Here is a 23,988-nt window from a genome sequence, read left to right on the forward strand (position 1 = left end):
CCGTGCTGATCAGGTCCTTAGAGGTGGTCTGATCCGCGGAGGTTTTTGCGTCGAGCGCCAGCCAGTCGCCATAGTCGACACCCAGGGCCGTGCGCCAGACAAGGTCCGGGTTGTCGGGTTCGAGAAGGCGCTCGTCAGAACTACCCGGTAAGACTTCCTATCATTAGGGTAAATGAGATTTCCTCCTGTCGAACGCGGCGATAGGCGCACTCCCGTCGTTGAGATGGCGCGATGCCGATCCCCGGCAGCGACACGCCGGCGATCGGCTGATGGGATTTGCAGGTGGCAGACGTCGTCCTCAACGAACTGACCAAGAAGTTCGGCGCGATCACCGCGCTGGAGCCCAGCACTCTCTCGATCGACGACGGGGAGTTCGTCGCGATCGTCGGGCCGTCCGGGTGCGGGAAGTCGACTTTACTGCGGCTGATCGCCGGGCTGGAGGAGCCGAGCGCCGGTCGTATCCTGATCGATGGCCGCGATGTCACCGATGCCGCGCCGGCCGATCGCGGGCTGGCGATGGTCTTTCAATCCTATGCGCTCTACCCGCATCTTACCGTCGCCGAAAACATCGCCTTCCCACTGCGGGTTGCCAGGAAACCGAAGTCGGAGGTGGCCGAGCGCGTCGGCGCGGTTGCCGAGACGCTTGGCCTCACCGCCTTCCTGTCGCGCCGACCACGCGCGCTGTCGGGTGGACAACGGCAGCGTGTGTCGATCGCGCGTGCGATCGTTCGCGAGCCCAAGGTGTTGCTGCTCGACGAGCCTCTGTCCAACCTCGACGTCGATTTGCGCGTGAGGATGCGACACGAGTTCGCACGATTGCATGGGCAGCTCGCGGCGACGATGATCTATGTGACGCACGATCAGGTCGAGGCTATGACGCTGGCGAACCGGATCGTCGTGATGAATGCGGGCAGGATCGAGCAGGTCGGCGCTCCGCTGGCGCTGTACGCCAAGCCCGCGACGCTGGCGGTGGCACGCGCGATCGGCGCGCCGCGCATGAACCTGTTACCGGCGACGATCGCAGCGGCGCACAGCGATGGCGTGGATGTCCGGCTGCCGAGCGGCGCGCTCGTGCCGGTCGCGGCCGCGGGCGAAGCGGGACAGCCGGTCACGCTGGGTATCCGGCCCGAGCATCTGGTCCCCGACGATGACGGGGCGTTCGGCGGCGCGGTCGAGTTGTTCGAGCGGCTTGGCCCGTTATCCTTCGCGCATCTTGGCTCGCCGGGCCTGGGCACGACGATCGTCGCGCAATTGCCCGGCGACCGGCGGATCGTCCTTGGCGAAACGCTGCGATTCCGCGGCGATGCGGCGCATCTGCACGTCTTTGCAGCGGATGGGCGCGCGCTTCCCCGCCTTACCCCTTGATGCTGCCACCCAGCAGCCCGCCGATGTAATAGCGCTGCAACGCCAGGAACAATGCCAGCACGGGCAGCGTCGTCACCACCGCCGCTGCCATCATCAGTTCACCGTCCGCGGCGTGTTCGCGCGAGATCGCCGCGACCGCGACGGGCAGCGTGTAATGGTGCTGATCGGACAGGACGATCAACGGCCAGAGAAAGTCGTTCCAGCTCCCGAGGAACAGGAACAGCGCCAGCGTTACGGTAATCGGCATCAGCAGCGGAAGCACGATCGACACGAAGATGCGGGTCTCCCCAGCCCCGTCGAGCCGCGCCGCGTCGATCATCTCGTCGGGGATGCCCAATGTCGCCTGCCGGACGAACAGGATCGCGAAGATGCCGGCGAGGCTGGGCAGGATCACCCCGGCGTAACTGTCGACCAGCCCCAGTTCGCGGAAGATGAGGAACAGCGGCAGCATCGCCACCTGCCCCGGTATCACAAGGCTGGCGATCAGCATCTTCAGCAACCGCTCGCGCCCACGAAAGTGCAGCTTGGCAAAGGCGTAACCGGCCGGCACCGTCAACAGGAGCCCGAGCAACGTGGAGATCGCGGCAACCAGCAGGCTGTTTCCCATCGCCGGCAGGATGCGATAATCGAACCACGCGCCGTCATACTGCCGCCGCACGAGTAGTTCGTAATAATTGCCGAGGGTCCAGCGGCTCGGCCAGAGCGGCGGCGGATAGCGGCTCGATTCATACCGCGGCATGAACGAGACGATGACCATCCACACGAACGGCAGCAGCGTCACCAACGTCACGCAGGCGACAGCGGCGTTCAGGACGATCGCACGCAGACGACGCGGGTTCAAAGCCATTCGTACCGCCGCCCGATGCGCGTCTGGATCAGCGTCAGCGACAGGATCAAGATCAGCAGCACGAACGCCACCGCCGAGGCCTGCCCGAGGTTCCACCATTTGAAACCCTCGTCGAACATGAAATAGAGGATCGTGACCGTCGATTGCGACGGCCCGCCCAGCGTCATGACATAGGGCTCCGCGAAGAGTTGCAGGAACCCCGCGACGCTCAGCACCGCGGCGAGCAACAGGGTCGGCCCGATCGCCGGGAGCGTGACGTGCCGAAAGCGCGTCCACGGACCCGCGCCGTCGAGCCGCGCCGCCTCCATCAACTCCTCCGGCACCGCCGCCAGCGCGGCCGTGAACACGATCATATTGTAGCCGAAGACCTTCCACGTCACGAACAGCAGGATCGCCGGGATCGACCAGCGCGGATCGCCCAGCCAGTCCACCGGCGCGACCCCGACCTGCCCCAGCAGCCAGTTGAGCAGGCCGAAACGCGTGTTGAGCAGGAAGCGCCACACCACTGCCGTCGCGACGATGCCGGTGACATAGGGGGCGAACAGCGCCACCCGCCACAGCGGCTTCCAGCGCACCGTCGCATCGTTGAGCAGCAAGGCGGTGAACAGCGAGGTGCCGATCGCCATCGGCACGCCGATCACGGCGAAGATCGCGGTGTTCCCCAAGGCGCGCCAGAACAGCGGTGTGGCGAGCAAATCCGTGAAATTGCCAATGCCGACGAAGCGCAGATTGGACCAGTCCGCCAGCGCATAGATGCTATAGTCGGTGACGCTCAGCCCCAGCGCGAGGACGGTCGGCAGCACGAAGACGAGTGCGATCACCGCGAGCACCGGGGTCGTGAACAGCCAGGCGGAACGCTCTTGCCGGGTCATGCGATCTTCCCCGCGGCGACCAGTCGCCGCCGTTGGGCGAGCAGGACATCGACGCGCGCGTCCATTGCGACCAGCCCCTCATCGATCGTCAATCCGCCACGCACCACCCGCTCGGCGATGATCTGCACCTCGAGCCGGATGCGCTCCCATTCGACGATCGTCGGCTGGCGTGCGGGTTGCTCGACCTGCTCGGCGAACGGGCGAAGGACCGGATCGGCGAGTTGCGGGCTGTTCCACGCGCTGCGCCGCGCCGGCAGCACGCCGATCATCCGCTGGAACCGCAACTCGCTCGCCGCGGAGGTCAGATGCTGCGCCAACGCCCATGCCGCGGCCGGGCGCCGCGTCGTCGCCGACACCGCGATGCTGTTGTTGATCGCCGAAACCGCGCCCGGACCGTCGGGGCCGGGCATCCGCATCACACCCCATTGTTCCGGCGCGATCTCCGCGGTGCGACGGTGCAGGTCGGTCAACAGTGTCGGCCCGCTGGGATAGATCGCGAACCACCCTTGCGCGAACGCCGCCACCGGATCCTGCACCTCGTTCGACGCCACGCACGGCGCGTAGCCGTCGGCAAAGAGCGAGACGTAGAAGGCCAGCGCGCGGCGATAGGCGGGCGTGCGGAAATTCCCCCGCGTGTCGTTGTCGCGTAGCGGATAGGCACCCGCCTGCCCTGCAAAGGTGATCAGCGTGTCCCACCAGTTGAGAAGCATCAACATCGCGTAGCGATCGGGATGGCGGCGCTTCAGTTTGGCACCCAGCTCCCGCCAGCCGTCCCAATCGGCAGGCGCCCTGTCATAGCCGAGTTCGCCAAGCAGATCCCGGCGGTAAAATTGCACCTGGCTCCCGACCGACCACGGCATCGCATAACCGCGCCCGTCGTAGGTGAGTGCGCGCATGACGTCGGGAAACGTGTCCTCGCCAAAGGTGGGGTCCGGCAGCGGCGCGATGGCGCCGATCATCGCGAACTCGCCGACCCATCCCGAGGGAAGCATCATCACGTCGGGCAGCGCCCCTCCGGCGCGAGCGGTCAGCAATTTCTCGTGCGCGGCGGTGCCGGGCAGAGACTGGGTTTCGACCGCGATCCCGGTGCGCGCGGTGAAGGCCGTCATCAGATGCGGTGCATAGTCGCCTTCGTATCCGGTCGCCCAGAAGGTGAGCGCATCGGGGTCGCGGCGCGTCATGCAGCCGGGAAGCAGCATCGTCGCACCCGCGGCCGATATCGCGCGCAGCGTGCAGCGCCGCGTCCATCCCTCCACTGTCCGTTCGTTCATCTGCGACCGTTGTGACAGCGCCCGACCACGACGAACAGCGAAAAGGCACTGTTATCTACATCGCATATTTAAATTATTTGCGCGGGAGCCGTCGACGGGTTCATTCGTATCGATAGATGTCGCGGGACAGGCGCAGTCGCCCGAACTGGCCGCCCGCACGCGGAGGGGGCTAACACAACATGACCAACACAACGATCGCTGCCTTGCTGATGAGCACGACGATGCTGGCGCAACCGGCACTTGGGCAGGCGACACAGTCTGCAGCGCCTGCGCCTGCGGCCACCCCGTCGGGAAGCGACAATGCCTCCGGCGATATCGTCGTGACCGGATCGCGTATCCAGCGTTTGGACTATGAAGCGCCCAGCCCGATCATCTCGAGCGATGCCGCGGACATCCGGGAGTCGGGGAACACCAATCTCACCAACTTCCTGGTTCGCGTCCCTGCGCTGGTCAATTCGCGTGACAGCACGCGCGCGGGCGGCGGCGATGCCGTGTCCAGCGCCCAGCTGGGCCAGTCGGGGCTCAATCAGCTGAACCTGCGCAATCTCGGCGCGAACCGGACGCTGACCCTGGTGGATGGTCGTCGCCACGTCGCCGCCGAGGCGAGCAACGCCGCGGTCGACATCAACGCCATTCCTACCGACCTCATCAGCCGGGTCGACGTCCTGACCGGTGCGGTGTCCGCGATCTATGGCGCCGATGGCGTCACCGGCGTGGTCAATTTCATCCTGCGCCGCGATTTTCAGGGTGTGAGTGCGCGGGCGCAGATGGGCGTATCGCAATATGGTGATGGCGCGACCCGCTTCGCGTCGTTGCTCGCCGGACGGAATTTCGCGGACGGACGCGGCAATGTCACGCTCGCCTACGAATATAGCGGCGAGGAACGCGTGCCGTATGAGGCGCGCAAGTTCCTTCAGCAGGGCCGGCGCCGGTATCTCGTGCCGAACCCGGCCGACCAGCCCGACGATCCCAACGTGCCCGATCAGGTGCTCGCCGGCAATCTGCACTACACCTATGTCTCACCCTTGGGCGCGATCTTCGTGGGTGGCGAGTCGAACCCCAGCTTCGACGGACTTGGCCGACCCTACGATCCGGGTCAGCCGATCGCTTATTACTGGCAAGGTGGCGTCAGCACCGACGTGCCCGGCTTCTATCAGGGCGACCTGTCGCCGGGCATCGAGCGCCATGTCGTCAACCTTCTCTCGTCGTTCGAGGTATCGGACGCGCTGAAGCTGTCGGTCGATGCCAAATACGCGCGATCCGACGCCACCACCTTCGGGCAGTATCCCGAAACCTATTACCTGCCGATCGCACTCGACAACCCGTTCATTCCCCAGAGCATTCGCGCGGCGGCATCGGCCGCGGGGGCCGATGGCCTGTTCTTCAATCGTCACAACATCGATTTCGGGCGGCTTGGCGAGAACGATCTTCGTCAGACCTATCGCGGGGTTGTCGCCGCCACCGGGCGCCTGTCCGATCATGCGACCTATGACGCATACTATCAATATGGTCGCACCGACGTGCGCATCACCCGGCTCGGCAGCCGTCTTGCCGCGCCGTATCTCGAGGCGCTCGACGCCGTAGCGGGACCCAACGGCTCTACGATCTGTCGCTCGACGCTGAGCAACCCGAACAACGGCTGCCTTCCGATCAATCCGTTCGGGGCCGGGCCGACCAGCGAGGCGCAACTCGCCTATTTCCAGCGCAACGACCGGAGCTTCGTGCGTATCGACCAGCATGTGGCCAGCGCGTCGGTCAGTGGAGACTTCGGCCAGTTCTTCAGCCTCCCCGGCGGCCCGGTACAATTCTCCTTCGGCGGCGAATATCGTCGTGAAAGCAGCCGGTTCGATCCCAACCCGAATCTCGTCGCCGCCGCGTATTTCGGCAGCGACGAACCAACCGTCGTGCTGCCCAGCCGCGGCAGCTTCGACGTGTGGGAAGCGTTCGGCGAGCTTAACCTCCCGATCATGCGCGATCGTCCGTTCGCCGAATTGCTGTCGGTCGGCGCCGCGGGTCGATATTCGCGCTACTCGACGGTCGGCCGCACCGAGACGTGGCAGTTCACCGGCATCTATGCGCCGATCCGGGACATCTCCTTCCGTGGCTCCTACGGCCAGGCGGTACGCGCGCCGAACATCGGCGAATTGTTCCAGCCACGCAGCACGGCGCAAGGCTTCCTCGACGATCCCTGCACTACGCGCTCGGTCGGGAATGGGACGCAATTCCGCGAGGCGAACTGCCGGGCGCAACTCGCCGCCGCGGGCCGCACGACCCTGCTCGGAGAGAGCGATACCGGCTTCGTCCTCAACGGGGTATCGCAAGGCAATCTGGCGCTTCGTCCGGAACGGGCGCGTACCTGGACCGCCGGCGTCGTCCTGCGCCCGCGTTTCCTCCCCGGGCTGACCGCCTCGGCGGACTGGTACGACATCAATCTGACCGATGCGATCAACACCGTTGAAGCTGGCGATGTCATCAACCTGTGCGTCGACCAGCCCACTCTCGATAACGCCTTCTGCCGATCGTACACGCGCGCGTCCGGCACCGGGCGGATCAACGGTTTCACGGTCGGCCCCCAGAACGTCGCGAGCTTCCGTACCGCGGGGCTCGACCTCAACGTCACTTACCGCCTGCCGACCGCGCGGATCGGGACGTTCGACCTGCGGCTGATCGGCGGCTACCTCAATCGGCTGTCGATCATCGCGAGCCCCGGCGCGCCGCCCACCAACAGGCTCGACACGCTCGGCGCACCGCAATGGAATGCCAATTTCGCCCCCACGTGGACGCTCGACCGCGTTTCGGTGAACTATAATCTGCGCTGGCTGAACGCCACCCGCGCCTTCACGCGCAACGAAACCGCCGCCAACCCCGACATCGCCGCCGCCGAATATCTGCGGAACGCGGCGCTGTGGCAGCATGATCTTCAGATCGCATATCAAGTGCCCGACGGCTTCGGGTTCTACGGCGGCATCACCAACCTGACCGACCAGAAGCCGGACCCGGCCGCCTACGGCACCAATGTCCCCATCTCGCCGCTGGGACGCTTCTTCTACGTCGGCGCACGGATCGCGCTGGCGGGACAATGACCGCCTCACCTTGCCCATTTGACGAAGGCGTCATCTCACGTATTGATGCGGCATGATGACCCGCCGCCAAATCGTCGCCTCGTCTCTGGCCCTCTCGGCAACCGCAGGGTCGGCAGCCGCGCCGCCGCGCGCCGGTCGGCTGAAACAGTCGGTCAGCCGCTGGTGTTATCAGAACATTCCGCTGGACAAGCTTTGCGCTGCCGCGGCGAAAATGGGCTTGCAGGGCATCGACCTGTTGCAACCCGCAGAGTATGAGATCCCGCGCCGGTATGGGCTGCGCTGCACGATGGGCTATGCCGCCGATATCATGACGATCCCCAACGGCCTCAACCGACGGGAGAATCATGATGCGGTCGAGAAGGCGTTCCGGGTCGGCATCCCGCAAGCGGCCAAGGCCGGCGTGCCCAACGTCATCGCCTTTTCGGGCAATCGCAAGGGCATGTCCGATGAAGAAGGGGCCGCAAACTCGGTCATCGGTCTGAATCGCGTCAAGCGGATCGCCGAAGACCACGGCGTGACGATCTGCATCGAGTTGCTCAACAGCAAGGTCGATCACGCCGATTACATGGCCGATCATACGGCCTGGGGCGTGCGCGTGGCGGAAGAGGTCGGATCGCCGCGGGTCAAGCTGCTCTACGACATCTACCACATGCAGATCATGGAAGGCGACCTGATCGCCACCATCAAGAAGAACATCAAGTGGCTCGGCCACTTCCACACCGGTGGTGTGCCCGGTCGCCACAATCTCGACGACACGCAGGAGGTCAACTGGCATGCAGTGGCGCGGAGCGTCGCCGATCTCGGGTTCGACGGTTATTTCGCACACGAGTTCGTGCCGACGGGCGATCCGCTGACCGCGCTGGCGCAGGCGGTTCGAACCTGCACGGTCTAGCGTCCCCGGCGACGATGCGCGTCGGGTTCAATCGTGCAGGATCGGCCCGATCGCGTTGATCGTCAGTTGCAGGCTCAACGCATGTTCCATCACGGGCCGCGCGCTGGCGCGACCAAAGCGGAATTGGTTGAGATAGCCGATGTCGAGGATCGCCTTGCGCGCGATCAGCGGCACCGTGATCCCGAGCATGTTGCGCATCCGTTCATAGCCGGATCGCTGCCCCCACCGCGTCGAATTGGGAAGAATGAAGCTCTCATGCGACGCGAAGAACGCCAGCTTTCCGCTTTTCAGCGGGAAATTGTGACGGAGCAGCGGACGGATTCGCACCCCGACCTGATCGCCGCCGGGATTGAAGCGTTCGTCGACCCGAAAGCGCCCGAACAGGTTACCGTGGGTGAAGACGACCTGTTGGCGCAGGCGATTTTCATGCACCGACGGGCCGGTCGCCGTGAAGAGCCCAACGCGCCGATAGCCAAAGCCTAACTCGATCGGCTTGCTGACTTTCCAGCCCAATAGCGCGCCATATTCGGTCTGGCTGATCCCATCGGCACGATCGCCCCATCGTCCGATTTGTTCGAGCGTGACCCGCACCTCGGGCGTCAGCGGCACGTTGACGTTGACCTGTTCCCAAAACTGCTCGTCCTCCACCTGCGCCGACGCAGGCGTCGCGAACAGCAACGCACCTGACAGCAAGGCTGCGCAGCGAAATCCGGACACGTACACCCCCATTATGGCGCGGACGCTATAGCAAAACCGTTCGCGTTGGCCATCCAAGGCTGACGACGACCATGTCGCACCGGCTGTTGGTGTTCGGGCCGCCGTTACCGGACGCGGCGGTCGGGAGTGGGTCAGCCGCGTCCACGTGGAGAATGCTGTAATCTCGCGAAAAACCAGCGACCTTGGTCGTCGCGTCGCGGATGAGGACAGGTTTGCGAAGCGGGAGTCGTGGACGCCATCGTCGTTCGCGCTAAACAGGGGAGCAAGGATCGGGCGTCGCTGACAATCGTGGGGAGGGAATTCTATGACGTTGCAGACGATCGATCTGGTCGTGGTGATCGGCTATGCGATCGGCATCTTCGTGCTTGCCCAATGGGTTAGTCGCGACAAAGCCGGCGAGAGCAAGGACACGTCGGACTATTTCCTCGCCTCCAAGGCCCTGCCGTGGTGGGCGGTCGGCGCGTCGCTGATCGCGGCGAACATATCGGCCGAGCAGATCGTCGGCATGGCCGGGTCGGGCTATGCGATCGGGTTGGCAATCGCCTCCTACGAGTGGATGGCGGGCGCTACATTGTTGATTGTCGGCAAGTTCTTCCTGCCGATCTTCCTCCACAACCGCATCTACACAATGCCCCAGTTCCTTGAGCAGCGGTACGGTACGTCGATCCGTACGATCATGGCGGTATTCTGGCTGGCGCTGTATATCTTCGTCAACCTGACCTCGATCATCTGGCTGGGATCGATCGCGGTAACGCAGGTGGCGGGGATCAATCAGGATCTGGCGCTGGTCGGGCTTGGGGCTTTTGCCGTGCTTTATCAGCTGCGTGGCGGGCTGAAGGCGGTGGCGTTGACCGATATCGTGCAGGTGACGCTGCTGGTGTTCGGTGGGCTGCTCGTCTCCGCGTTGACGCTGCGGACGATCGGGGGGGACGCCGGGATCATCGGCGGCTTCGGCGAACTGACGCGTCGCGTTCCGGATCACTTCGACATGATCCTGTCCTCCGACAACCCCCATTATAAGGAGCTCCCGGGGCTGGCGGTGCTGATCGGTGGCATGTGGATCGCGAATTTGAGCTATTGGGGATTCAATCAGTACATCATCCAGCGCGCACTCGCGGCGAAGAGCCTGCCGGAAGCCCAGAAGGGCATCGTGTTCGCTGCCTTCCTGAAGCTGCTCATGCCGCTGGTCATCGTTCTGCCCGGCATTGCGGCGGTGGTGCTGGCGCCAGACCTCGCCAAGCCGGACGAAGCCTATCCGGCGATGCTGCGGCTGCTGCCGCCCGGGCTGCTCGGGCTGGTGTTCGCGGCTTTGATCGCGGCGATCATCGCCTCCACCGCCTCCAAGATCAACGCGATCGCGACGATCTTCACGCTCGACCTGTATGCCAAGCAGTTCGGCCGCAAGACCGTTGCCGAGGATGGCCGCGCCGACCCGACGCAGGAGCGGCGGCTGGTGCTGGTCGGGCGCGTCGCGGCGTGCGTGTCGATCGTGATCGCGATGCTGACCGCGCGCCCGCTGATCGGGCAATCGGATCAGGCGTTCCAGTTCATCCAGGAATTCTCCGGCTTCTTCACGCCGGGGATCACGGTGATCTTCCTGCTGGGTCTGTTCTGGAAGCGTGCGAACGAAGCGGGGGCGATCGGCGCGGCGGTGGCGTCGGTGGTGCTGTCCTACGTGCTGCGCGCGGCGCTGCCGGACCTGCCGTTCCTCAACCGCATGAGCCTCGTGTTCCTGCTCAGCCTCGCGCTGGCGGTGGTGCTGTCGCTGGTGGTGAAATCGCGCGCCGACGCCAATCGCGTGACGGTGCAGGACGTCGACTTTCGCACCACGACCGGGTTCAACGTCGCGTGCCTAGGCATCGTGCTGATCCTGATCGCGCTCTACGCGACCTGGTGGTGAAACCGGTCGGGGCGGGGAGCCGGAAGCCCCCCGCCCCTTCTGGTTCAGAACTTCACCGCGATCCGCGCATAGCCGAACTGATCGGGCAGATCGTAGGTGGTGGGATCGAACCCGCCGCAGCTGAGACAGTCCGGTGCCCGCTTGCCGAGGATGTTGTTGACCCCCAGCGTCAGCGTCAGGCGATCGTCCCACATCCCCGGCGTCCAGCCGACCTGCGCGTCGAGGTAGAGCGTCGGGCGCATGACGTGATCGTCATACGCCGGCTCGACGACGCGTCCGATGTAACGGCCGGTGATCGACGCCGTGAAGTTGGGGCTCGACCAGTCGATCGTCGCGTTGCTCTTGAAACGCGGATACGCCTGATCGCCGCGCTCGGTGCCCTGCCGGCGGACGGTCTGGCTGCCGGTGGCGGTCGGCAGCGTGGTCGAATATTCGAACAGGAAGTTGTTCGACCACAATAGGCCGAACGTCCCTGCCCCGACCGACGGCGAGCGCCATGTCAGAATCGCGTCCAGCCCCTCGCTCTTGAGCGAGGCGATGTTCTGGAGCAGCCCGCGGATTTGCGTGATCGCTCCGGAAGTGGAACGGGTGATCGCGCCGCAGGCCACCGGATCGTTGGTCTGCGTGCAGTTGGCGAGCAGCACGTCGGCACCGATCGACGAGATCGCATTGTCGACCTTGATCGTGTAGTAATCGACCTCGAGCGACAGGCGACCGACGCCGCTGGCCCATGACGGGCTGTAGACGCCGCCGACGATCCAGCTTTCCGAGGTTTCCGCCTTCAGCGCGCGATTGCCGCCGGTGAGGATCGGCAATTGCTGGTTGGTTTGCACATAACCGGTGGGAACACCCTGCGCCGCGCAATTCTGCCGTACCGTCGCCGACGTGCCGGTCGCGTCCGCGGAACACGGATCGATCACGCCACCGTCGAACCGCGATGGCGTGCCGAACAGCTCGCCGATCGATGGCGCACGGAAGCCCTGCGCCCAGGTGCCGCGCAACCGCAGATCGTCGATCGGCTTCCAGCTGACCCCCGCCTTCATGGTCGTGCGGCTGCCGCTCGTCGAATAATCCGAGTAGCGCGCCGCGAACGACCCTTCGAGCAGCTGGAAGAACGGCACGTCCTTGAGCACCGGAATGCTCAGCTCGCCATAGACTTCGTTGACGTCGAAGCTGCCCCTCGTCGCCTGCGCCGGGATGTCGGAGCCAAGCCCGGCAGCGACGAGCGGATCGGGCGAGAACGAGCCCGATTGGCGACGATATTCATAGCCGGCCGCCAGACCGAGCGGCCCCGCGGGCAGCTCGAACAACGTACCGGTGACGTTGAAGGTCGCGTCGACCATCGACTGTTCGCTGCGGTCACGCTGCTGGAACGTGACGTAGTCGATCATCGCCTGCGTGATCGAGCCTTCGCCGCCGAAGATGTTGAACGGCACGCACTCGCCGGTGCAATCGGCGACCGGGCCGAGCGCGCGGGCGAGGTTGGCGGCGTTGACGTTCCCCTGCACCACCTGTTTGGCGGTGTTGGAGGCGTAGATGACGTTGGCGTCCCAATACCACGTCCCGCTACCGACCGCGAATTTCCCGTCGAGCGTGCCGCCGAGATACATGGTCTCGACCTTCTGGCTGTAGTGCCGCGGGCCGTTTTCGACGAAGCGCCGACCGATGAAGTCGTAGTTGCGCGGGAGGCCGGCGTTGCCGGTCGCCAGCGTGACGCCGAACGGATTGTACGGGTTGGTCGCGTCGATCGAGATCGTATCGAGCAGATTGCCGTTGCCCGCGTCGGGGCCGACGAACAGCGGCAGCGGCGCGGCCTGATTGTCCGAGGTACGGCGGTTATAGATCATCCGCGTCGTCAGCCGGACGTCTTCGCCGAGATCGCCCTGGAAGTTGACGAACGCGCCGAACCGCTCCTGCGGGGTCAGCAGATAATTGTACGGACGAAAGTTGAAGCGGTCGGCGACGGTGAATTGCTTGAAGTCGCTGTTGGCGCCGGTCGGGTCGGCCGGGTCGAAGCGCGGACGCCCGAGCGGGTTCGACTTGAGCGTGAGGTTCATGCCGGCGCCGGTGACCGGATTGTTGATGAGGAATCGGCCGTTCGGCGTGCCCGAGCTGCAGCTGGTGGTACAGGCGGTCGCACCGGGATCGGGGAAGGCATAATAGCTGCGGTCACCCGCAAAGACCGAGCCCTGCTTGATGTAGTTCACGCCGGCCACGAACGAGACGCCGGCCTCTTCGTCGCGATGCCCCCAGCTGAGCTGGTAATTCTGCGTGACGCCGTCGCCCTGTGGATAGGCGCCGCCCTGTGCCGAGGCGACGAAGCCGTTCTGACGTTTCTTGGTGATGATGTTGACGACGCCGGCGATCGCATCCGAGCCGTAGATCGTCGAGGCACCGTCGCGCAGCACCTCGACCCGATCGATCATGCTGTCGGGAATAGCATTGAGGTCGACCGCGCCGGGGACGCCGCTCGCGGCGCTGCCATTGATGAAGCGCAGGCCATCGACCAGCACGAGGGTCCGGCGGCTGCCGAGATAGCGCAGGTCGATTTCGGACGAGCCCGCGCCGACGCCGCCGCCATCGGGCGGGTTGCCGTTGTTGCCCGAACGATTGAAGCGCGAGTTGAGCCCGCCCGCTGCGCCGGGCAGCCGTTGCAGCACGTCGGCGATCGAGGACAGGCCGGTGCGGGCGATATCCGCTCCCTCGATCGAGGTGATCGGCGCGGCCTGCGCCAGCGGATTTTGCCGGATGCGCGAGCCGGTGACGACCACCGTATCGCCCTCGCCGGGGTCGGTGGCGGGATCGGCGCTGGTCTGTGCGTTGGCCGGTACGGCGGAGAGCATCGCGCTCCAGGCGACGCCGACGATCGCGCGTCGCCATACGTTTCGGTTCACTCTCTTCATGACGGCTTTCCCCTTCTTCGTTTGTTCCCTGTCCCTGCTGCGGGTATCCGGGCGCGCGCCTCTGTCCGGGCCGCTCTCCCCCGAATTCAGTGTGCGGCCGCGCCGGCCTCGAGGGCGCGCTCGACCAGCGCCAGCGGCATGATGCCGGGCTGCGCGAGCGTCGCGATGGTGGCGGCGGCGTCGAAGGGCTTGCCCGCGCGGGAGGCGCGTTCCGCCTGACGCGCGAGCAGATCGTCGAGCTGGATCTTGCCGACGATGTAGCTGGCGCCGTAGCCGGGCTGGCGAAGATAGAGGAGCTGCTCGAAGCCGACGAGCCGGCTCTCGGGATCGGACCAGCCGCGCGGCGTCCAGCGTGCGTGGAAGCGCCCGGCCTCTGCCAGCGTCATGCGATTGTCCTGCACGTAGAGCGAGGCGAGCCCGCGCGCGGCGCGATTGGCCAGCATGATCCACACCAATTCGCGCCCGCGCGGCAGATCGTCGTAGAGGCCGGCCTGCATCGCCAGTTCCTCCATCGCGGTGGCGACGCCTTCCGACCGGTCCTGCCAGATGTTGAACGGCAGCGGACCTTGACGGATCGGATCGGCGTGCGGCTCATGCGCCATCCGGGCCAGTTCGATCCAGTGATAGAAATGGCTGTAGAGCGGGAGCGGGTCCTGCGCGACGACATGGCCGAAGAAGTCGCGCTGCGACGGCGCGCGGTATCTGATCAGTTGGGCGGGGATCGCGGCGCGATACCATGGCCGGTCGGCGACCATGCCGCGGTCGATCAGGAATTGCGTGAAACGCTTGGCTTTTTGCAGCGACAGCCGGTCGAAGGCGGCGGCCTCGTCCGGCATCGCCAGCGGCGGCAAGGCGCGGTTGCGGACTTCCTCCAGCGCGAGCCCGGCCCAGGCGCGCGACAGCTCGCGCTTGAGCAGCACCTCCTGCGCGGCCCAATCGTATGGGGAGAGATAGACGTGGCGTGCCGCCCAGTCGTAGTCGGCGCGACCGACCCCCGATGGGCCGGTGCGGCGCGGCGTCTCGGCCTCGATCCAATCGGCGAAACGTTCCGATGCCACGCGTGCGGCGCGGATCGCCGGCAACAGGCGCTGTCCCTCGCCCGACAGATCAGCGCGGCGATGCCCGGCGAGCGAGCGCAGGTCGAGCGTGCCAGCCTCTAGCTGCGCGAGCAGCTCGGCCTGATCGTGGAACGCGCGTGCGCCATAAGCGAACAGATCGTGCGCCTGACTGGCGGCGAGATTGACGCGGGCGGCGTCGAGCAGCGCGGGGATCTTCGCCAGCTGTGCCGCAAGGATCGTCGCGTCGGCGGCGGACAGCGGGTAGCTGTATCGCCACAGGTCGATCACCGGGGCGTTCGGCCCTTCATGCGCGGGGACGTCGCTCTGTTCGGACCAGACCGTCGCATAAAAGCCCGGATCGCGCGCCCACGGTCGCAGCACGCGTAGCTGAAAGTCGAGCCCGTTCATCTCGGCCTCAAGCAGATCGGCGTCGATCGCCGCCGCCGGGGCGATGCGCGCGCGGTCGATCTTCGCCAGCGTCGAACGGGCCGTCGCGAGCGCCTGTGTTCGACGCGTCAACGCGGCGGGTGAATAGTCCGGTATGCCGTCGACCACTGCGGGTTCGGCGGCGGCATGCCACGCGGCTACCGTGGCAGCCAATTGTGGAGGCGTTTGCGCAAGAGCCGGCATGGCGCTCATAGCGGACAGCAGAAGCAGCGTTTGTCTCACGGCTGTAAAGCTTATGGTATACCATTGGCTTGTCAATCTATGTGATGAGCCATCGCCAACAACACCTCTGCCATGACTTGATACCAGTATCGACGCCACCAAGCGTTTGATGTCGCATACCTAACGATCCGCAGTGGCGTGAGTCGCTGGATAGCGATATCAGCATCGTTGAAGCACAATCTAGAAACAAGGCAGGCGGGGATGACGATGCGGGGTGTGAGCTATCTGGCGGTGGCGTTGATGACGGTCGCGGCAAGCGGGGCGGTCGCGCAGGTCGCGAAGCCCGATCGCTGGCCGGCCGGGAAGAGCACCGGGCTGGTCGATGCAGCGACAGAGGCGAAGGTCACCGCCCTGCTCGCGCGGCTGTCGCTCGAAGAGAAGATCGGACAGATGATCCAGGCCGATATCGGCGCGATCAAGCCGGAGGATCTGCGCACCTATCCGCTCGGCTCGATCCTCGCCGGGGGCAGCTCGCCGCCGCTCGGCAGCCCCGACCGCTCGCCCGCCGCGCCCTGGGTGGCGACCTCGCGCGCGTTCAATGCGGTGGCGATGGAGCAGCGCGCCGGGCACGTCGCGATCCCGCTGATGTTCGGGGTCGATGCGGTGCACGGCAACAACAATGTCGTCGGCGCGACGATCTTCCCGCACAATATCGCGCTCGGCGCGATGCGCGATCCGGCGCTGATCCGGCAGATCGGCGCGGCGACCGCCGCCGAAACCGCGGCGGCCGGCATCGACTGGGCGTTTGGGCCGACCGTGGCGGTGCCGCAGGACGATCGCTGGGGGCGCAGCTACGAGGGCTATTCGGAGGACCCGGCGGTGGTCGCCTCCTATGCCGGCGCGATGGTCGAGGGGTTGCAGGGCGTCGGCGGCGACCGCGGCATCCAGCACGGGCATGTCGCCGCGAGCGTCAAGCACTTCCTCGGCGACGGCGGCACCAGGGACGGGGTCGATCAGGGCGACACGCAAGTCGACGAAGCGACGCTGATCCGCGTCCACGCCGCCGGCTATCCGCCCGCGATCAAGGCCGGCGCGATGACGGTCATGTCGAGCTTTTCAAGCTGGAACGGGCAGAAGATGCACGGCAACCGCTCGCTGCTGACCGACGTGCTCAAGGGCCGCATGGGGTTCGAGGGGTTCGTGGTCGGCGACTGGAACGGCCATGGCCAGATCCCCGGCTGCACCAACACCGATTGCCCGGCGACGTTCAATGCCGGGCTCGACATGGCGATGGCGCCGGATAGCTGGAAAGGCCTCTTCGACACGACGCTCGCCGCCGCGCGCTCGGGCAAGATCCCGATGGCGCGGATCGACGATGCGGTGCGGCGTATCCTGCGCGTCAAGATGAAGCTGGGGTTGTTCGACGCCGCGCGTCCCTATGAGGCGCAGCCGCAGCAGGTCGGGTCGGCGGCGCACCGCGCGGTCGCGCGGGAAGCCGTGGCCAAGAGCTTGGTGCTGCTCAAGAACAATGGCGTGCTGCCGGTGAAGGCGAGCGCCAATATCCTCGTCGCCGGCGACGCTGCCGACGATATCGGTCGCCAGTCGGGTGGCTGGACCTTGTCGTGGCAGGGCGACGGCAACACCAATGCCGACTTCCCCGGCGCGACCTCGATCTACGCCGGGATTGCCGCGGCCGCCAAGGCGGGCGGCGGCAGCGCGACGTTGTCGCCCGATGGCCGGTTCACGACCAAGCCCGATGTCGCGATCGTCGTCTTCGGCGAACAGCCCTATGCCGAGATGCGCGGCGATGTCCGCACGCTGGAATTCGAGGCGGGTGACAAGCAGGCGATGGCGCTGCTGAAGAAATTGAAGGCGGCAGGCATTCCGACTGTTTCGGTGTTCCTGTCCGGGCGGCCGTTGTGGGTGAACCCGGAGCTGAACCAGTCGGATGCGTTCGTCGCTTCGTGGTTCCCCGGCTCGGAAGGCGAAGGCGTCGCCGACGTGCTGATCGGCGGCAAGCGCGATTTCGCCGGAACCCTGTCGTTCAGCTGGCCGAAGACGGCGGGGCAGTTCACGCTCAACCGCGGCGCGCCCGGGTACGACCCGCTGTTCCCGTTCGGCTACGGGCTGAGCTACGCCAGGCCCGGCAAGGTCGGCGCGCTCAGCGAGGTGGCGGGCGTGGATGCGAGCCTCGCGAACACCAGCCTGTTCTTCGCGCGCGGGCGAGTCCCCGCCCCGTTCCGGCTCGATCTCGACGCGGCGGTGACGCGCGAAGCGGTCGACAGCGCGACCGCGCAGGAAGGCGCGGTACGGCTGACATGGAAGGGTAAAGGCGCAGCGCGGATCGCCGGGCCGGAGCTGTCGCTGGTGCGCGAGACCAATGCGGATCTGAACCTGCAGGTGACCTATCGCGTCGATGCGCCCGCAGCCGGGGCTGTCGGCCTGGCGCTTGGCGGCGGCCGGGTCAACGTCGCACCGCTACTCGGAAAGCCAGGATGGCAGGTGCTGCGCGTGCCGCTGAAATGCTTCCGCGAGCGCGGCGCGACCGTCGAGAAGGTGGCGACGCCGATGACGCTCGACGCCGATGCGCCGTTCAGCGTGTCGATCTCGGATGTTCGGCTCGCCACCGATCCGGCCGGGGCGACCTGCCCGGCGGCGTGACGGTCGGACGGGCGGGCCACGTGCCCGCCCGCCCCCGTTTGACCTGGCGGGTCGCGCGGGTCATCACGGGCGCATGAACCAGTCCATTTCCCGCCGTGACACCCTGATCGGCCTGACCGCCGTTACCGCCGCCAGCGCCAGTGGCGCTGCGACGCCTACCGAGACCGCACAAGCTTATCTCGACCGCGTTGCATGGCAGTTGCTCGACCTCCAGCCGGAGCGAGCGACGACGCTGGGCGTCGACGAAGGCGCCCATGCCGGATTGCGCCGCCGGCTGGAGGATCGCTCGCCGGCCGGTGTGGCGGCACGGCGACGCTTTCTGACCGATGCGCTGGCCGATCTGACGAAGCTGCCGCGCAATGGCATCGATAGCGCGACCGCGACCAGCCTTGCGGTGATCGAGAGTGCGTTTCGCACCGCCCTCGACGGCATGGCGCTGCCTTATGGCGTGGCGACGATCGGTGACTGGCGCAACACGCCTTATGGTGTCGTCCAGAACGTCGGCGCGTGGCTCGATGTGCCGCAGATGCTCGACGGCGATCAGCCGGTCCGTACCGCCGCGGATGCCGAGGCGTATCTGGCGCGTCTTGCGGCGATGCCCGCCCAGCTCGACGGCGAGACGGTGCGCATTCGTGAGACACGCGCGATGGGTGTGGTGCCGCCCTCCTTTCTGCTCGACAAGACGATCACCGGGATGACGCGCACGTTGGCGGAGGCGGCGAGCGAGGACGGTCCGCTGATCGCGCCGCTGGTGCGCAAGGGCGCCGCGGTGCCGGGCGACTGGAGCAAGCGCGCCGCCGCGATCGTGCGCGGGGCGATCGTGCCCGCGCTCGACCGGCAGTTGAACGAGATACGGGCACAACGCGCGATCGCCACCACGGCGCCGGGGATGAACGCACGCCCGCATGGCGAGCAATGGTATGCCTGGGGGCTACGCGCCGGTACCACGACGCGGCGCAGCGCCGCCGATCTCCATGCGATGGGGCGCGCACGGCTGACCGATTTGCAGGCGCAGATGGATGTGATCCTGCGCAAGGAAGGGCTGACGCAGGGCAGCATCGCCGAGCGCACGATCGCCTATCAGCAACGACCGGGGATCGGCTTCCCGGACGGTGACGAGGGGCGACGCCAGATCATCGCGTATATGCAGGGACGTATCGATGCGATCCGGCCAAAACTGCCGCAGGCGTTCCGGCGGCTGGCGCGCGGCAACCTCGAGATCCGCCGGATGCCGCTCGCGCAGGAAGCGGGCGCGCCGGCCGCTTATGGCGGCCCCGGTACGATCGACGGACGCGAGCCGGGCAAGGTATGGATCAATCTCGGCGACCCCTCGATCCACAATCGCGTCACCATCCCTGACCTCGTCTATCACGAAGGGATCCCCGGCCATGTCTGGCAGGGCGAATATGCGCAGCGGCTGCCGCTGATCCGGTCGATCCTCGCGTTCAACGCCTATTCGGAAGGCTGGGCGCTCTATGCCGAGCAACTCGCGGACGAGCTGGGGATGTACGAAGGCGATCCCGCCGGGCGGCTGGGCTATTTGATGGGTCTGGCATGGCGTGCGGTGCGGCTGATCGTCGACACCGGCATCCATGCGATCGGCTGGTCGCGCGACAAGGCGCTGGCCGAGTTCATCGCCGCGACCGGATTGCCGCGCAGCAACGCCGAAAGCGAGGTCGACCGCTATTGCGCGTGGCCCGGCCAGGCGTGCGGCTATGAGGTCGGGCGCGCGGAAATCGTCGCGCAGCGAACGCGGGCGCAAAAGGCGCTGGGTGCGCGCTATGATCTCCGCGACTTCGATCAGGCGGTCGTCGACGGCGGCAACGTGCCGCTCAACGTGCTCGCCGACAACGTCGCACGCTACATGGGACGTCCCGCCTGACCAACGCGGCGCTGGTGCCACCGGGACGCCAGCGTCATTGACCAGCTCGCACTCGCCCGTTAACGCGACTTATTCGCACTAGCGGGGAAAGTGCCGGTACATGACGCGCGCGATTCTATTTCAACTTCACTGGTTTCTCGGGATCACCGCCGGGCTCGTTCTGGCAGTGATGGGGGTGACCGGCGGGTTGATGAGCTTCGAGCCGGAGATCGTCGCCGCGCTCAACCCGGGCATCGTCACGGTGTCGCGCACCGGAGGCACTCCCCTTCCTGCCCCGGCGCTGATTGCCCGTTTCGAGGCGCAGCGCCCCGGCGCCCGCATCACGCGGCTGGTGGTGGAGCGCGATCCGGGCCGCGCGGCAGCGCTCACCTTCACTGCGAAGGGCTCGAAGGAGCGCCACCGCATCTATCTCGACCCCGCGACCGGCGCGCTGCTCGGGGTGGCGCGTGGGGACGGGTTCTTCGGCGTGATCGAGGATCTGCATCGCTGGCTGGCGCTGCCCGGGCATGGCAACGGCTGGGGTCGGCAGATCACTGGCTTTGCGGCATTGTCGCTGATCTATTTTGCGCTCTCGGGCCTGTACCTGCGCTGGCCGCGACGACCGCTCGACTGGCGCAACTGGCTGGTTCTCGATCTGCGCATGACCGGACGGAATTTGTACCGGGCCCTGCATGCAGTGATCGGCGGGTGGGTGCTGGTGTTCTACCTCATCAGCGCGGCGACGGGTCTGTGGTGGTCGTATGGCTGGTACCGCAGCGGCGTCCAGCATCTGCTGGCGGTGGAGCGCCCGCACGAAGCGCGCGGACGGGCCGGCAAGGGGGCGCCCGTCGACTGGTCGCGCGCATGGGAGACGTTTGCGCGCGCCACCGACGGGCAGCGCTACGACAGCGTCACCGCCAGCAATCGCGACGGTGCTGCGGTGCAGTTTCGCGCCACCCTGCCCGGCGCGCGGCATGATCGCGTGTCCGATGACTTCACCATCGACAGCGCGGGTGGAAAGGTCGTCTCCGACGCGCGCTATGCGGATCGGGCGGTCGGCGAGGATATCGTCGCCAGCGTTCTCGAGATCCACCGGGGCGCCTATTTCGGCCTTCCCGGCCGGATCGTGATGATGCTGACGAGCCTGACGATGCCGTTGTTCACGATCACCGGCTTGTTGCTCTATTTCGGGCGACGGCGGCGCAAGCGCGCGCTGGCGCAGGTCGCGCCCGTCACGGCAACGGCGGGCGCGGCGGGTACGCTGGTCGCCTTCGCCAGCCAGACCGGCGCGGCCGAGCGGATCGCGCGGCTCACCGCCCGGGCGCTACCCGATGCCGCCGCGCTACCGATCGCGGCGCTGGATGCGCCGACGCTCGCGCGCGCCGAGCGGCTGTTCGTGGTCGCGAGCACCTATGGCGAAGGCGAGCCGCCCGATGCCGCGCGTGGCTTCCCGCGGACGATCGGCGGGAGCCCGCCCGACCTGACCCATCTGTCCTATGCGGTGCTGGCGCTGGGCGACCGCCAATATCGCGACTATTGCGCCTTCGGTCATCGGGTCGATCGCTGGCTGCACGGCGCGGGCGCGGCGCGGCTGTTCGACGTGATCGAGGCCGATGGCGAGGACGCGGACGCACAGCGGCAATGGCAGCAACAGCTCGCCGGGCTGGGCGCGCACACCGATCAGCCGGATTGGGCACCCGCGCCGATGAGCGATTGGCGGCTCGTCGAGCGTCGGCTGCTCAATCCCGGCAGTCACGGCGGCGCCGCGTGGCTTGTCGCATTGGTGCCGGTCGATGGCGCTGCGACATGGCAGGCCGGTGACATATTGGAGGTGCTGCCGCAGCAGGACGCGGCGCGGGTCGAGGCGTTCCTGCAAAGGCACGGGCTCACCGAGACACAGGCGCTACGCGCCACGCTGATGACCCGGCTTCTGCCGAAAGCCCTGGACGAACGGTTCGATCCGGATGCGCTCGACCCGCTTCCGCATCGCGACTATTCGATCGCATCGGTGCCGGGTGACGGTCGCGTGGAGTTGATCGTCCGCGCCTGCACGGCGGCGGACGGCTTTGCGGGACTGGGCTCCGGCTGGTTGACCGACGGCGCTGCGCTCGGCGGCGTGGTGCGCGCGCGCATCCGCAGCAATCCCGCCTTCCACGCGCCTGCCGACCCGGCGACTCCGCTGATCCTGATCGGCAACGGCACGGGGATCGCCGGCCTGCTAGCCCATCTGCGTCAACGCACCGCGAACGGAGGTGCGCCGTCGTGGTTGTTCTTCGGCGAGCGCCATCCGGCGCACGACGATTTTCTTGCCGATGTGCGCGCGGCGCTCACCGCGCAGGGCGCCCTGTCGCAAACCTTCGCGGCCTGGTCGCGCCATGGTGATGGGCCGCGCTACGTACAGGACGCGGTGACCGTCGAGGCGGAGCGCATCGCGGCGGCGGTGGCGGCTGGCGCTTCGATCTACGTCTGCGGCAGCATCGCGGGCATGGCGCCCGGGGTGCATGCCGCGCTCGCCGGCATTCTCGGCGAGGACGTGCTGGAGCGGATGCTGGAAGAAGGCCGCTACCGTCGCGACATCTATTAACGGCGTTTTCCGGATCAACAATCCGCCCGGCCTGGCATAGGAGGTGCGTATGATCGACGCCCCTCGCCTTCGCCCGTGCCATTGCCATCGTGGAGCGCGGCGATGACCGCCGCACGCTACGATGTCGTGATCGTCGGCGGAGGTCATGCCGGGGCGCAGGCCGCGATCGCCTTGCGGCAGGAGAAGTTCACCGGCACGATCGCGATCGTCGCGGCGGAGCCGGAGCTTCCGTACGAGCGCCCGCCGCTATCGAAAGAGTATCTGGCCGGCGACAAACCGTTCGAACGGCTGCTGATCCGGCCAGCATCCTTTTGGGCCGAGCGGGAGATCGAGATCCTGCGCGCGGAGACGGTGATCGCGGTCGATGCCGGCCGGCGGGTGCTGCGTACCGAGAGCGGCCGAACGATCAACTATGGCGAGCTGATCTGGGCGACTGGCGGCGCGCCGCGGCGGCTGACGTGCGACGGCCATGCGCTGCGCGGGGTTCATGCGGTCCGCACGCGTGCCGATGTCGACCGGCTGCTCGCCGAATTGCCCGAGGCGCGCCATGTCGTGGTGATCGGCGGCGGCTACATCGGGCTGGAGGCGGCCGCGGCGTTGACCAAGCTCGGCAAGCCGGTGACGGTCGTCGAGACACGCGATCGCGTGCTGGCGCGCGTCGCGGGCGAGCCGCTGTCGCGCTTCTACGAGGCGGAGCATCGCGCGCGAGGCGTACGGGTACTGCTGAACGCGCGCGTGGTCTGCGTCGAGGGCACGGACAAGGTCGAAGGCGTGCGGCTTGCCGACGGCGAAGTGCTGCCCGCCGAGATCGTCATCGTCGGGATCGGGATCGTGCCCGCAATCGCGCCGCTGGTCGCCGCTGGTGCGTCGGCCGGCGACGGCGTGCTCGTGGATGCACAATGCCGCACGACCCTGCCGCATGTTTTCGCGATCGGCGACATCGCCGCCCATGCCAACGGCTTCGCCGATGGCGCAGTGATCCGACTGGAATCGGTGCAGAATGCCAATGATCAGGCGGTGGTCGCCGCGCGGACGATCGTCGGCCGGGAGGCACGCTATGAAGCGGTCCCCTGGTTCTGGTCGAACCAATATGACCTCAAGCTCCAGACCATCGGCCTGTCCATCGGGTATGATGTCGCCGTGCTGCGCGGTGATCCTGCCGCGCGATCGTTCTCGGTGATCTACTTGCGCGGCGGACGGGTGATCGCGGTGGATGCGGTCAATGTGGTGAAGGACTATGTGCAGGGACGCGCGCTGGTCGTCGCCGGCGCGCAGGTCGACCCCGCGCTGCTCGCCGACATCGACAAGCCGTTGAAGGAGCTTGTCTGACCGCCGCTGATGGCGATCAATGACAGCGGAGCGCGG

The 23,988-nt window shown here is 66.7% G+C and carries 14 protein-coding genes; 8 read left to right on the plus strand and 6 right to left on the minus strand.

Annotation, left to right across the window (positions count from 1 at the left end):
* Positions 1-282 precede the first annotated feature (282 nt).
* Positions 283-1,365, plus strand: a complete 1,083-nt coding sequence (locus PGN12_12160; protein MEH3104649.1) for an ABC transporter ATP-binding protein — start codon at positions 283-285, stop codon at positions 1,363-1,365.
* Here the strand turns inward: PGN12_12160 and PGN12_12165 are convergent.
* Genes PGN12_12165 through PGN12_12175 form a run of 3 tightly spaced genes read right to left on the minus strand, consistent with a single transcriptional unit; the run spans position 1,355 to position 4,355 of the window.
* A complete protein-coding gene (locus tag PGN12_12165; protein ID MEH3104650.1) occupies positions 1,355-2,212 on the minus strand; it encodes a carbohydrate ABC transporter permease in 858 nt (285 codons plus the stop codon). The two genes, PGN12_12160 and PGN12_12165, sit on opposite strands and share 11 nt — an antisense overlap.
* The gene (locus tag PGN12_12170; GenBank protein MEH3104651.1) at positions 2,203-3,084 is read right to left on the minus strand and encodes a sugar ABC transporter permease; all 882 of its coding nucleotides are present in this window, start codon (positions 3,082-3,084) and stop codon (positions 2,203-2,205) included. Before PGN12_12170 ends, PGN12_12165 begins: the two co-directional genes overlap by 10 nt.
* Positions 3,081-4,355, minus strand: a complete 1,275-nt coding sequence (locus PGN12_12175) for an extracellular solute-binding protein (protein MEH3104652.1) — start codon at positions 4,353-4,355, stop codon at positions 3,081-3,083. Before PGN12_12175 ends, PGN12_12170 begins: the two co-directional genes overlap by 4 nt.
* A 179-nt stretch (positions 4,356-4,534) precedes the next feature.
* On the opposite strand from PGN12_12175, the gene PGN12_12180 reads away from it, so the two are divergent.
* Both PGN12_12180 and PGN12_12185 read left to right on the plus strand, forming a co-directional pair.
* Positions 4,535-7,438 (plus strand): TonB-dependent receptor, encoded by a 2,904-nt coding sequence (locus PGN12_12180; protein ID MEH3104653.1) that lies wholly within the window; start codon positions 4,535-4,537, stop codon positions 7,436-7,438.
* 55 nt (positions 7,439-7,493) lie between these two features.
* Positions 7,494-8,330 carry a TIM barrel protein gene (locus PGN12_12185; protein ID MEH3104654.1) on the plus strand — a complete coding sequence of 279 codons (837 nt, stop codon included), beginning with the start codon at positions 7,494-7,496 and terminating at the stop codon, positions 8,328-8,330.
* Between the two features lie 27 nt (positions 8,331-8,357).
* Here the strand turns inward: PGN12_12185 and PGN12_12190 are convergent, their stop codons facing one another.
* Positions 8,358-9,047 (minus strand): DUF2490 domain-containing protein, encoded by a 690-nt coding sequence (locus PGN12_12190; GenBank protein ID MEH3104655.1) that lies wholly within the window; start codon positions 9,045-9,047, stop codon positions 8,358-8,360.
* A gap of 304 nt (positions 9,048-9,351) precedes the next feature.
* Here PGN12_12190 and PGN12_12195 point away from each other — a divergent pair, with 304 nt between their 5' ends.
* Positions 9,352-10,947: a sodium/solute symporter gene (locus PGN12_12195; GenBank protein MEH3104656.1), complete on the plus strand. Its 1,596-nt coding sequence runs from the start codon at positions 9,352-9,354 to the stop codon at positions 10,945-10,947.
* Between the two features lie 44 nt (positions 10,948-10,991).
* Here PGN12_12195 and PGN12_12200 read toward each other — a convergent pair whose 3' ends face one another.
* Both PGN12_12200 and PGN12_12205 read right to left on the minus strand, forming a co-directional pair.
* The gene (locus PGN12_12200; protein MEH3104657.1) at positions 10,992-13,850 is read right to left on the minus strand and encodes a TonB-dependent receptor; all 2,859 of its coding nucleotides are present in this window, start codon (positions 13,848-13,850) and stop codon (positions 10,992-10,994) included.
* Positions 13,851-13,936: 86 nt separating this feature from the next.
* Positions 13,937-15,508, minus strand: a complete 1,572-nt coding sequence (locus PGN12_12205; GenBank protein MEH3104658.1) for a DUF885 family protein — start codon at positions 15,506-15,508, stop codon at positions 13,937-13,939.
* A gap of 309 nt (positions 15,509-15,817) precedes the next feature.
* Between PGN12_12205 and PGN12_12210 the strand changes: the two genes are divergently transcribed.
* The 4 genes from PGN12_12210 (at position 15,818) to PGN12_12225 (ending at position 23,952) form a co-directional block, all read left to right on the plus strand.
* The gene (locus tag PGN12_12210) at positions 15,818-18,178 is read left to right on the plus strand and encodes a glycoside hydrolase family 3 C-terminal domain-containing protein (GenBank protein ID MEH3104659.1); all 2,361 of its coding nucleotides are present in this window, start codon (positions 15,818-15,820) and stop codon (positions 18,176-18,178) included.
* 73 nt (positions 18,179-18,251) lie between these two features.
* The gene (locus tag PGN12_12215; GenBank protein MEH3104660.1) at positions 18,252-20,060 is read left to right on the plus strand and encodes a DUF885 domain-containing protein; all 1,809 of its coding nucleotides are present in this window, start codon (positions 18,252-18,254) and stop codon (positions 20,058-20,060) included.
* Between the two features lie 100 nt (positions 20,061-20,160).
* Complete coding sequence (locus tag PGN12_12220; protein MEH3104661.1) at positions 20,161-22,623, plus strand: sulfite reductase flavoprotein subunit alpha; 2,463 nt, start codon at positions 20,161-20,163, stop codon at positions 22,621-22,623.
* 102 nt (positions 22,624-22,725) lie between these two features.
* On the plus strand, positions 22,726-23,952 hold the full coding sequence (locus tag PGN12_12225) for an FAD-dependent oxidoreductase (protein ID MEH3104662.1): 1,227 nt from the start codon (positions 22,726-22,728) through the stop codon (positions 23,950-23,952).
* Positions 23,953-23,988 lie beyond the last annotated feature (36 nt).

It is taken from the genome of Sphingomonas phyllosphaerae, assembly GCA_036946405.1.
Lineage (GTDB): Bacteria > Pseudomonadota > Alphaproteobacteria > Sphingomonadales > Sphingomonadaceae > Sphingomonas > Sphingomonas phyllosphaerae_D.